Here is an 11,580-nt window from a genome sequence, read left to right as displayed (position 1 = left end):
CCGTCATGCGGCCACCGGCTCCCCCGGTGAACGAAACTGCGCGTGCCACAGCCGGTTCCCCCTCACAGGCTCCGGATACGGCGTCGTCCGGCGAGCCACCGAAACCTGAGGCGCCGAAATCCGACCCATCGGCAACGGAATCCCCGGCACCGCGGGTGCAGTCGCCCGCGCCCGGCGGTGCCACGGTGCCGCCGGCCGGTGGATTGCCGTACAGCGCAGGCGGATACGGTGCTTTCGGCACGATGCGGGCGAGCCAGACCGGCCCGCGCCCGGCCGCGAGTGGCCAGGAGAGCGTCGCAGCACCCGGCGCGCCGATGTCGTCGACCCCGGCGCCGAACGCCGAGCCGAGCGCGCGCGCAGCGGAGCCCGCGCCGCACACGGTGGGCCGGCCACCGGCACCCGAACCGGCCGCTACCGCCGCACCGCCCGATGCCTCCGCGGTCTCCTACACCGAAAACCTCGCTGCTGCCCGGCAATCCGAGGCTGCCCGGCAATCCGAGGTGGCCCAGCACTATGCGGAGCCTTCGGGCGAGCCCACGGCCGGCGCTGCCGCCGCCCCGGCATGGACGCCGGAGGCGTTTTCGGCTCCGTCTCAGCTGCCCGACCGGCTGGCGCTCGGCGACCCGGCGGATCGGATCGAGGTGCTGCCGGCCGCGTTGACCTCGATGGACCTGCTGGCCGACATCACCGCCGCACATCGGGCACAGCTCAAATCCACCTCCGGAGTACGTGGTGCGCTGAACAAGGTCGGTTTCAATCTGGGGCTGTCACCGGCCGAGCAGCGGACCGAGAACCGGCGCGGGCGGATCCGACGCCAATTGACCTCCCCGTATCAGATCGCGGTGATCAGTGTGAAGGGCGGTGTCGGTCGTACCACGGTGACGGCCGCGCTGGGGTCGACGTTCGCGGCGTTGCGACCGGACCGCGTGGTCGCGGTCGATGCCAATCCGGACTTCGGCGACCTGCCCGCGCGGACCGCACCGCACCAGTACGGTTTGACGCTGCGGGATATGGTCCGGGCCGGAAATCTCGATGCGTTCTCGGCGGTGCATTCGTTCACTTCCATCAACAACGCCGATCTCGCGGTACTGGCATCACCGTGGACGACCGAATCGGTCGAGGCGCTGTCCGGTCGCGAGTATCACTCGGCGGTGCTCACCCTGCGGCGCCATTACAACCTGGTCCTCGTCGATTGCGGCACCGGCGTGCTGGATTCGATCACCCAGACCGTGCTGCAGACCAGCGATGCCATCGTCGTGGTGACACCCGCGACCGTAGGTGGAGTGAAAGGTGCTGTGGCAACACTCAATTGGCTCAATTCCCACGGTCTGCAGCATTTGATCGCCAGTTCCGTCGTCGCGATCGTGCAACACCACCCCACCAAGCCGATCGTCGATGTGAGCCAGATCGAGAAATTGTTCGCGGGTGCGCAGCGGCCCACTCGGGTGGTGCCCTACGACGAACATCTCGCCGAGGGCGGCGAGATAGACCTGCGCTTGCTGGACAAGGACACCCTGTTGTCGTTCGAGGAACTGGCCGCGACCTTGGGTGACGGATTCCCCCGGTTCCCCGGCGCGGAGCGCGGGGGCCGCCGATGAGCACAGCTGTCGCGCCGTCGGTCGCGCCGGCCGGGCCGCAGGCCGCGGAGGTCGCCCAGGCCCGGGTTGCGGTCCTGGTCGCCAACTACCAGGTCGACGTGGTTGTACCGACCAAGTTCACGATCGAAACCTTCATCGACGATCTGATCGGTGTGCTCGCCAACGCCATCGACGACGAGAACGTCGACTTCACACCGCCGAACGGTCAGTGGAGTCTGGCCCGCCCGGGCGAACCGGCGATGCCGCGGTGGCGCAGCCTGGCCGACCAGGAGGTGGTCGACGGCACCCTGCTGATGTTGACGGTCGTGGAGTCCAACGAGGTCTTCACGCCACTCGTCGAGGACATCACCGATGCCTTGGCCTTGATCAACGAACGCGAGTTCGCGGAGTTCGACGCCGAGACCACGGCGAAGGTGGGCGCCTGTGCCCTGGGCGCCGCCGCGGTGGCCGCCGCCGTTCTGCTCTCGTGGTCGTGGACTCGTACCGGCTCGACAGGCTGGAACGGCCTGCCCGCCTTGCTCCTCGGTGCGGGCTGCTGGGGAGCCGCGGTGTTCACCGGCCGGCGTTCCCCCGGGCCGACCGCGTTGGCGCTCATCTGGTCGGCGTTGGCACTGCTGTTCGCAGGCGGGGCGATGCTCGTGCCTCCGGCCTACGGGGAGCCGGGCAACTTCGCCGCTCCCAATATCGCCGCGGGTGCGGTGATCGCTGCGATAGCCGGCGTCACGCTGTTGCGGGCCAACAGGTTCGGTATCGCGACCTTGATCGCGGCCGTGCAGGTCTGCTCGGTGGTCGCGCTGGCCGCCATACTGGCGACCTATATCCGGGTGCCGAATGAGCGAGTTTTCGGCGGCGTCGTCTTCGTCGCCCTGATCCTGTTGACCGCCGCACCACGAATCGCCGTCGTGATCGCACGGATTCGTCCGCCGGACCTGCCCGACCCGGGTAACGAGGTCTCGCCGGCGACGCTGACCGACATCTTCGATGCGGAGACGCCGCACGAGGGCGAGATCGGTCGGGACGGGCCGCAGATTCCGGACAATACGACGATCGAGGGTCGGGCGCGGATGGCGGTGACGAGCCTGCGGGGTTTGATCGTCGCGGTGTCGCTGTTGCTGGCCGGCGGGACCGTGTCGATCGCGGCGGCCGCCCCGGGGGGCGTGCGCGAAATCGTGCTCGGCGTCGCAGTGGCCGGCATCCTGGTCATGCGTGCGCGGTGGTTTCCGGACCGGGTCCAGGCGGTGACGCTGTGCCTCGGAGCTGCCGCGGCGGTTATCGGTGTGGCGGCGACGACGGTGGGTGCGTACCGGACCGACCCGGCACGTCTGGCCGTGGTCGCGATCGTGGTGCTCGCCGCCGGCGCGGCGTACGCGGCCGCGATGCGGCTACCCGGGCGGCGGTTGTCGCCGGTGACACGCCGGGTCATCGACCTGGTGGAATACGCGTTGATCCTGATCGTTCCGGTGATCTGTTTCTGGATCATGGGCATCTATACCGCCATGCGGGCGATCTGATGAGAATCTTCCGACCCGCGAGTGTCGTGCTCGCCGGGCTGCTCGTCGCGCTCGCCGCGGGCCCCGCGCTGGTGACTGCGCCGGCGGTCGCGATAGATCCGCCCGAGGTGGTGGTCGGCACGATCCCGCCGGACGGACCTCCGGGGCCCGAGGTGCCGACCAAACAGAACAACGGCTGTCTGGCGACCGGGGTGCTGCAGGGCACCGATCTGTCCCAGACGCCGCCCCCGGATCGCGCCTTGAATCTGCGCCAGGTCCGGGCATTGAGCCGGGGTGCGGGAGTGACGGTCGCCGTCATCGACACCGGTGTGTCCCCCGGCCCGCGCTTACCGCACCTCGCCGGTGGGGGCGACTATGTGGCCGCCGGTGGAGACGGATTGTCGGATTGCGATGCGCACGGCACCCTGGTTGCCGGAATCATCGGTGCCGCACCGGATCCCGCCGACGGCTTCGCCGGTGTGGCCCCGGACGCGCAGATCATCTCCATCCGGTATCAGTCGGGCGCCTTCACCGAGGAACAAGTAACCAGCGATCAGACCGAGAAGCTCGCTCGACAGGTCCGCACCTTGGCCCGGGCGATCACCCATGCCGCGAACCTCGGTGCCGGGGTGATAGCGGTGACCCTGCCGATCTGTGTGCCGGCCGCCGCGCGGGTGGACCAGTCGATGCTGTCAGCGGCTGTCGGTTACGCGGTGCACGTCCGCGGGGCGCTGATAGTGGCGGGTGCGGGTAACACCGGCGCCAGCGGGTGCGCACAGAACCCGGATATCGATCCGGGCAAGCCCGACGATTCGAGGAACTGGCGCGGCGTCACGACCATTTCCGCCCCCGGGTGGTTCGTGCCCGATGTCCTGACGGTGGGCTTCACCACGGCGGCCGGCGATCCGATGCCCGAATCACTGTGGGGCCCTTGGGTTTCTGTTGCCGCTCCGGGCACCGGCATCGAATCGCTGGGACCCGGCGGCGGTGGTTTGATCAATGGTGTCGGCAGCCCCGACAAGCTCGTTCCGGTTGGTGGGGCATCCTTCGCCGCGGCGTATGTCAGCGGGGTGGCGGCCCTGCTGCGCTCGCGCTTCCCGAACGAGACCCCGTCGCAGATCATGGCCCGGTTGCAGACCAGCGCACATGCGCCGGCCCGCGGTGTCGACAACGTGGTGGGAGCCGGCGTCATCGACCCGGCTGCCGCGTTGAGCTACGCCACCGCGCCCCAAGCTCCGGTCGGGCTGTTCGGCGGTTCGCGATTGACGATGCCGCGCGCGCAACGACCTGCGGACCGGCGGCCCGGCACGGTCGCTCTGGTGGTGATCGTCGTGGCGCTCGTGGTCGGAATCGGCGCCGGATACGGAATCAGCGCGGTGCGGAGACGCCGATGAGCGCACCCAAGCTTGGTGTCGGGGGTGCCGAACGTGCTCCTTTGGCGGTGGTGATCGTGATCGGAAGCGTGATCGGCGCGGGACTGTGGGGCCGCGTGCCGTGGTGGATCGCGCCCGCCGCCGCGACGGTGCTCGCGGTGAGCTTGACGCTACGGGTGAACGGCCGCAGTGGTCCACGCTGGTTGGCGGACTGGTGGTCGTTCCGGGCCGGTATGGCCGCCCGTGCCGCGGCCGTGCAACGCCGAATCCCGGCTCGTGAGGTCTCGGTGCCATCGGGCGACTGCGGGGTCTACGAAACCGATTCGGCGCTGATCGCGATGATTCAGCTGGCGCCGAATCTGGACCTGCCGACCGTGATCGCCGAGCGTGAGCTCTACACCGAGGACACCGTGCCGGTCGAGGCGCTGTTGCCGATGCTCGACCAGTACGGGCTGGTGATCGACGTCGATATCGTGACCACCGGTCAGCGGGTGCGGCCCGCAGGCGGGTACAGCATGCTCTACGACCAGCTGATCGGTACCCACCCGGTGGTCGGCGATCGGATGACGTGGCTGGTAGTGCGATTGGACCTGCAGCGCAATCTCGTTGCGTTGTCCAAACGCGGTCCGGTGGCGGACTCGGGGCCTCGCGCGCTGGCCTCCGCGGCGAATCGGATCGCGGCTCGCTTGCGCGAACGGGGCATCTCCGCGCACCCACTGCCCGCCTCGGCGTTGGTCGAGGCGACGCGGTTGCTGCACGGCGGCGTGGAATTGACGGATTTGCGCGAGAAGTGGGGGAGGCTCGAGACGTCGGTGCCGAACCGCAGCGTGACCAGCTTCCTCATCGACTGGAGCCGGATGGAGGGCGCCGGCCTCGACGACTGCTGGTCGTGGAACAAGGGACGGACCACCGTGGTGGTCAGCCTCGCGGGCGGTGCCCTCGGAGCGCGGGGACTGGTCCGCTACGTCGGTCCACCGGTGGCCGGCTCGCCGCCGGGATACTTGCGCCCGCTGGGGGGCAGGCAAGCCGAGGCCTTGCTGGCGAGCTTGCCGACGGAGACGTCGGTGCACGACCTGCCACGGCCCCGCTCGGCCGGAGATCTGGCGTCCGCGGAGCAGGTGTCGCAGCTGTCCATCCCGATCGGCCCGAGCGGGCAGATCCTCGGCGCCATCAGTGGCCGCCCCACACATACCCTCGCGATGCCGCTGTTCGACCCGGCTCGCTACAACCCGCGCCACCGCACCATCGACGTCTACGCCGAACTGCCGGTGGCGCAACAGATTGTGCTGCGCGCCATGGTGGTCGGCGCCGACGTCGAGGTGTATTCCGCGCGCCCCCAGCAATGGCAGCAACTGGTCGCCTCGGTGGGCGACCCGGACTCTCTGCGGTTGGCACCGGAGCCTCCCGGCGGCCGGTCGACCGCGGCGGGCTCCTCCGCGACGATCGCGGTCTTCGATCAGGTTCCGCCCGCCGGCTCGGCGGCGCCCACGACCGTGACGATCAACGATCCGGGTGCGCCGCGGCGCCGCTCGGCCGACCTAGCGATCGACCAGGTCAGTTCGACGGCCATCGATGTCAGCATCCCGATGCGGACCGTGCGGGTGGATCTGATCGAGCCCCGCGGTGAAACACGGTATGTCAACTCGGCCGGCGACTTCCCGGCATCCGGGCCACCGGCGATCTCCGCTCCCGAGACGTTGTCGGCGCCACCCGGGCAAATACCCGGAGTTATCCGGGGCGGATCGAATGAGGTGAACCGGTAATGTCGATCAATGTGGTAGCGGATTCGGTATCGGACAACAGCGAAACTTTCGGCGGGGACCGTTCGATGCGGCACTCCCGCAATCCGGGTGGCGGCGCTCGCGGCGAGTCGTCCGCGGGTCGATCGGGTCTGCCGGACGGTGAGTCCGGTACACACCGTGTCGAGGACGACGATCCGCTGACTCCTCGCCAGGCCGCCGCGGCAATCTTCTCGCGTCGGCTGTCGGAACTCATCGCCGAGTCGGTGGTGTCGACCGAGGACGGCGTCACCCGATCGTTGACGTTGTATTCGCTGGCGCAACATCTCGAACTGGCGTACCCGGACGTTCCGGTGTCGCAGTCCGGCTTGTACCGACTGGTACACGGAGACGCGATTCCGAGGCTCGACCTGATCATCGCGTTGGCCCGGGTTTTCGATGTGCCCCCGGAGTACTTTGTCACCTCCGAGACGACGCGCTGAGCCGCCTCGGCTCGCCGGCGGTCGACCTTCTCCGTGACGGGAATAGTGCTGCCACGAAACGGTTTTCGGCCTGGCTACCATCCAGGGTATGTCCGACCAGGACCATGCCGACGTCTTTCTGCGCCATCGTAGTGCGGTCCTGGATACGCTGCTGTCCGATCCGGAACTGAGTGTGCGTTCGGTGGCGACACCGCCCGTCGATTCCGGCGCGGGACGTGTCGATCCGCCGGAATTCGATCCTGTTGCGGCACAGCAAGATTCGGTCGGCGCCACGGCGGCCCCGCCGCGGCCCCCGTCGGCCACGCGGGCGAGCGGCGGAGCCAGAGCGAGCGATCGGATCATGGCCCTGCTCAACGGGCAGTCGCCGGACGCTGGGGGCGGCGGGCTGGAATTCACCGCCGATTATGCCGAGCGATCGCGCTCTCGGCTGGATTCCGCCCAGAAGGCCGATCCGCCGCCGGAAGCTCCTCCAGCGGAGGGAAAACCGTCCGATCGGGGCGGTGCCGGCGCCGGCAATATCGGGCAGACACTGCTCGTGACCGTTCGAAAACCCAAGGTCGCCATCGGATTGGCCGCCGCGCTCGCGGTGGTGATCATCTTGGCGTTGATCACCACCTCGGGTGGTCGGAAAGACCAGGGAAACACGCGGGTCGTGACCGCGGTGGCGGCGGCCCCCAGTTCCCCCGCGGCGCCGAGCTCGCCCGAGCATGCGGTCGGCGGTTCGGTGATCGCGGTCAAGGCCGCGACATCGCATTGCCCGGCGGGTAGCACGCCCGGAATGGACGCCTTCTCCGGCCAGGCGGACAAGGCGTGGTCGTGCGTGCGGGCGTACAAGGTCGACGGCCAGGTTCTGACCATCGACTTGGGGAAGAAGTATCAGATCGATTCCATCGGGATCGTCCCGGGCTGGGACAGCGTGGGCGCCGACGGCAGTGATCTGTGGACCAAGTACCGGACGGTCAGCCGGGTTCGGTACCAGTTCGACGACGCGAATGCGACCGCCTATACCCAGCAGACCCTCGACCAGCGCAGTCTCGTGGTCACCAAGATCAGCCCGCCGGTGACCGCGTCGAAGATCACCCTGAGCGTGTTGGAGTCCAAGGGTGACAGCTCGATCAACACCACCGCGATCTCGTCGATTGTCATTACAGGCCAATGAGACCGGTGCAACGGATCTGCGAGTACTGCTCACACATCGGCAGCGGTGACGAGTCGCGATGTGGTCATTGCGGAGCACCCCTCCGGGTACTCGGTGAGCTCGCGCGTGACGCCGGGGAGATCGCGGCTGCGGCATCGGGCGTGGAGCCGGCGGGCGCCGGAAAGCTGCTGACCGGCCTGACCGCGGCGCTCGGCGGCGCCGAGAAGCTCGTGGCCGGTGCCGAGAAACTGGCCGGTGACGTGCACTCGGCAGAGGACGCGACGAAACAGGAACTGAAAAAGGTCTTTCCGGCGTGGCAGTGGAAGGCGGCTCTGGGCGGAATCGTCGTCATGATCCTGCTGGCTGTTTTGCTGCTGCACTCCTGTTCGACGAATGTGCCCGCGATCGGTGAGTTGACTCCGATGGATGCGTTGCCGGTGTTGATACGCGGGGCGGCGGACTGCCACCCGGAGCCGACCGGGCAGGGCGATACCTGTGTCGTCGCGGCCGATGATCCGCTGCTGTCGGGTGCGATCACCGGTGGGCGCCCGTTGACCCTCACCATGCGCACCGACGCTCCCGATCGCATCGACGATGCGATCGCGCGGTGGCGGTCCTCCGGCGGGGTCGTCGTTGCCGACGGTGCGACCTTCGTCGAGATCGGTCCCGCGGTTACCGTCTGGTACGCCGATCGGAATTCGGGTTTGCACCTGGAGACGAGTAGTTTCGCCAATCGTGCGGGCGCACAGACGTTTTTGCTTCGCTCGGGTTTGGTTCACTGAGAAACCGGGTAAAGCCCGCAGATCCTTGTTACACTAGATAACGTGCCGTTGTTTAACGGTACATTCTTCAAGAAGATCCGCACGGGTGTGCGGTACCGATTCCGATCGCGGGAAGGCACGGGTCGATGGTGGCAACTACCCAGCAGACGATTTCATGGAAGCGATTCCGTGATGATCCGACCGATCTGGAGGCGGTGTACTTCCGCTGGATCCAGCCGGGAGCCGCGGCGCCGACGATCACCGATCGGGCCGAGCAGATCTTCCGCCATCATCTCGAGCTCGCCGCCGGCCGCCGCCCCGGCACCGCTCTGACCAGGCTGTATCGGGCCGAGGACGGGAGCGGGCTGGGTCCGGCGCTGCAGATCGTCAACGACGATATGCCGTTGCTGGTCGATTCGCTCACCGCGGCGTTGCAGCGGCTCGGCGCCACCGTGGTGGAGGTCGTGCATCCGGTGTTCGACGTGCTGCGGGACCGGCGCGGGCGGCTGCGCGCGATCGCGCCCAGTGAGGGTTTCGAGGTCGCGCAGGAGAATCCGGCGAGCCGGGCCGAGGCGAGCGGGAACGTTGTCACCGAATCCTGGATTCATGTTCAGCTGGGCGCCGGGGAGACCGATGCGGTGCTGGATCGGATCGAGCGGGCGCTGCCACCGCTGCTCGCCGAACTCCGCCAGGTCGCCCACGACACCGACGCGATGACTCGGACGATGGGAGCACTGGCCGCGCGGCTGGATCTGGTGCCGCAGCCCTCGGCCGCCGAGGCCGCCGAATGCGCCCGATTGCTGCGCTGGTTGACCTCCGGGCATTTCAACCTGCTCGGCTACGGGTACTACCGCGTCCATCACAATGCGGACGGCCCTGAGCCGCAACAGGTTTCGGGGACCGCGCTGGGCGTTCTGCGCAACGGCGCAGGGGTCGACGTCGGCGCCGCGACAGCGGGCTCGGATCAGATTCTGCGACTGTCCAACGGATCGTTGGATTCGTTGCTGCCCGGCTCGCCGGATGTCTACGTGGTCAGCGTGGCCGATTACGCTGCCGAGACCACGCCGTCGGTGGCGGGCACGGTGGTGGGCGAACACGTCTTCGTCGGCACCTTCACCGTCAGTGGCCTGCACGAGAACATCCTCGACATTCCGGTGATCTCGCGCCGGGTGCATCAGGTGATCGAATGGGCCGGGCTGGCCTTGAATTCGTTCTCCGGGCAGGCCCTGCTGGAGATGTTGCAGACCTTCCCGCGCGTCGAACTCTTCTCCACCGACGCGCGGCGGCTGTTCGAAACCGTCTCGGCCGTCATGAATTTGGGGCTGCGCCGGCAGATCCGGCTGTTCCTGCGCCGCGACGCCGCCAGCAACGCCGTCTACTGCCTGGTCTATCTTCCGCGTGACCGGTACTCCACCGACGTCCGGTTGCGGATGCACGAGATCCTGCGCCGGGAGTTCGACGCCGAGCAGATCGCCTATTCGGCCCGCGTCACCGAATCCGAGCTCGCGGTCGTGTATTTCACCGTCCATCGCGGCGCCGACGCCGAACCGGCGGACATCACCGAGTCCAATCGGGAACGGATCCAGGACCTACTGTTCGCCACCACCCGCACCTGGGGCGATCGGCTGGTCAGCGAGGCCGCCGGTGTGCCCGAGCTGCCGGCCGCCGTGGCGCAGGACTACGCCGCGGCCTTCCCGGCGACCTATCAGCAGGAATACGAGCCGGCCCGGGGACTCGACGATCTGCGCCGGCTGCAGCGGCTGGCCGACGGGCAGATCGATACCGATCTCTATCGCGTCGCCGGGGCGCCGGCGGGCGAGTGGCGGTTCACGCTGTATGTGGCGGGCACCGAGGTGTCACTGAGCCGCGTGCTGCCGGTGCTGCACAGCCTGGGTGTGGAGGTCGTGGAGGAGAAGCCCTACCGGCTCGAACTCCCCGGCGCGAGCACCCGCTGGATCTACGACTTCGGTCTGCGGGTGCCGGCCTCCGCGCTGCGGGTCGTCGGAGACGGTGATCCGGAGGCCGATCTGGATCGCGATGTCGAACTGGATGCGTTGCCGCCCAGCAGTATTCGCCGTCGCCTGCCGGAGGCGACCGCCGCGATGTGGTTCGGCGACTGCGAGGTCGACGGCCTCAACGAACTGGTACTGCGCGCCGGGCTGCACTGGCGTCAGATCGCGATGCTGCGCGCGTACGCGAAATATCTGCAGCAGGCCGGCTTCGCCTACACCTTCGCCAACATCACCCGGGTGCTGCTGGCCCAGCCGAGTACCGCGCGGGCGTTCACCGAATTGTTCGAAGCCTATTTCGATCCCGAACATCTGGGTCCGGTCGCCACCGCACGTGCCGCCGGGATCTCGGCCCGCCTGCAGGACGAGATCGACGCGGTGGTCAGTCTCGACACCGACCGCATTCTGCGGGCTTTCCTCGGACTCATCACCGCCACGTTGCGCACGAACTACTTCCGCCGGGACGCGGAGGGGAAGCCGCCGCGGCACCTGTCGTTCAAATTCGACCCGCATGCCATTTCGGAATTGCCGCGTCCGCGTCCGCAATTCGAGATCTTCGTCTACTCCCCGCGGGTGGAAGGTGTGCATCTGCGCTTCGGCGCGGTGGCGCGTGGTGGTTTGCGGTGGTCGGATCGGTTGGAGGACTTCCGTACCGAGATTCTGGGTCTGGTGAAGGCGCAGGCGGTCAAGAACGCGGTGATCGTTCCGGTCGGCGCCAAGGGCGGTTTCGTGGTGAAGCGCCCGCCGGCCACCACCGGTGACCCGGCTGCCGATCGTCAGGCGCTACAGGCGGAGGGGATCGCCTGCTATCGGACCTTCATTTCCGGACTGCTGGATGTGACCGACAATGTCGACCACGCCAGTGGTGCGGTGGTGCCGCCGGAGCGGGTGGTGCGCCGCGACGGGGACGACACCTATCTCGTCGTCGCCGCCGACAAGGGCACCGCCACCTTCTCCGACATCGCCAACGAGGTAGCCCAGCAATACGAC

General features: G+C 68.1%; 8 protein-coding genes. All 8 read left to right on the top strand.

Translation table 11 applies throughout. The annotated features are described in order from the left end of the window. Nucleotides 1–242 precede the first annotated feature (242 nt). The gene (locus ON37_RS28325) at nucleotides 243–1,598 is read left to right on the top strand and encodes a MinD/ParA family ATP-binding protein (RefSeq protein WP_245553551.1); all 1,356 of its coding nucleotides are present in this window, start codon (nucleotides 243–245) and stop codon (nucleotides 1,596–1,598) included. After that, complete coding sequence (eccD, locus tag ON37_RS28320) at nucleotides 1,595–3,109, top strand: type VII secretion integral membrane protein EccD (protein WP_040723835.1); 1,515 nt, start codon at nucleotides 1,595–1,597, stop codon at nucleotides 3,107–3,109. The genes ON37_RS28325 and eccD overlap by 4 nt, the downstream gene beginning before the upstream one ends. Further along, nucleotides 3,109–4,482 carry a type VII secretion-associated serine protease mycosin gene (mycP, locus tag ON37_RS28315; RefSeq protein WP_040723834.1) on the top strand — a complete coding sequence of 458 codons (1,374 nt, stop codon included), beginning with the start codon at nucleotides 3,109–3,111 and terminating at the stop codon, nucleotides 4,480–4,482. Before eccD ends, mycP begins: the two co-directional genes overlap by 1 nt. Continuing rightward, entirely contained in the window at nucleotides 4,479–6,224 is a 1,746-nt protein-coding gene (gene eccE, locus ON37_RS28310; RefSeq protein ID WP_051032228.1) for a type VII secretion protein EccE, read from the top strand. Before mycP ends, eccE begins: the two co-directional genes overlap by 4 nt. Then, complete coding sequence (locus tag ON37_RS34380; RefSeq protein WP_245553550.1) at nucleotides 6,224–6,682, top strand: helix-turn-helix domain-containing protein; 459 nt, start codon at nucleotides 6,224–6,226, stop codon at nucleotides 6,680–6,682. The genes eccE and ON37_RS34380 overlap by 1 nt, the downstream gene beginning before the upstream one ends. Before the next feature lie 88 nt (nucleotides 6,683–6,770). Beyond that, the gene (locus tag ON37_RS28300) at nucleotides 6,771–7,841 is read left to right on the top strand and encodes a discoidin domain-containing protein (protein WP_040723833.1); all 1,071 of its coding nucleotides are present in this window, start codon (nucleotides 6,771–6,773) and stop codon (nucleotides 7,839–7,841) included. Beyond that, nucleotides 7,838–8,602, top strand: coding sequence for a hypothetical protein (locus ON37_RS28295; protein WP_157171655.1), 765 nt, complete (start codon nucleotides 7,838–7,840; stop codon nucleotides 8,600–8,602). Before ON37_RS28300 ends, ON37_RS28295 begins: the two co-directional genes overlap by 4 nt. Before the next feature lie 125 nt (nucleotides 8,603–8,727). Beyond that, a partial coding sequence (locus tag ON37_RS28290; RefSeq protein ID WP_174362157.1) for an NAD-glutamate dehydrogenase domain-containing protein occupies nucleotides 8,728–11,580 on the top strand: 2,853 nt, incomplete at its 3' end.

It is taken from the genome of Nocardia veterana NBRC 100344 (assembly GCF_000308855.1).
GTDB classification, from domain to species: domain Bacteria; phylum Actinomycetota; class Actinomycetes; order Mycobacteriales; family Mycobacteriaceae; genus Nocardia; species Nocardia veterana.
The sequence above is the reverse complement of the archived record's forward strand: the minus strand, read 5'-3'. Positions and strand labels throughout refer to the sequence as shown.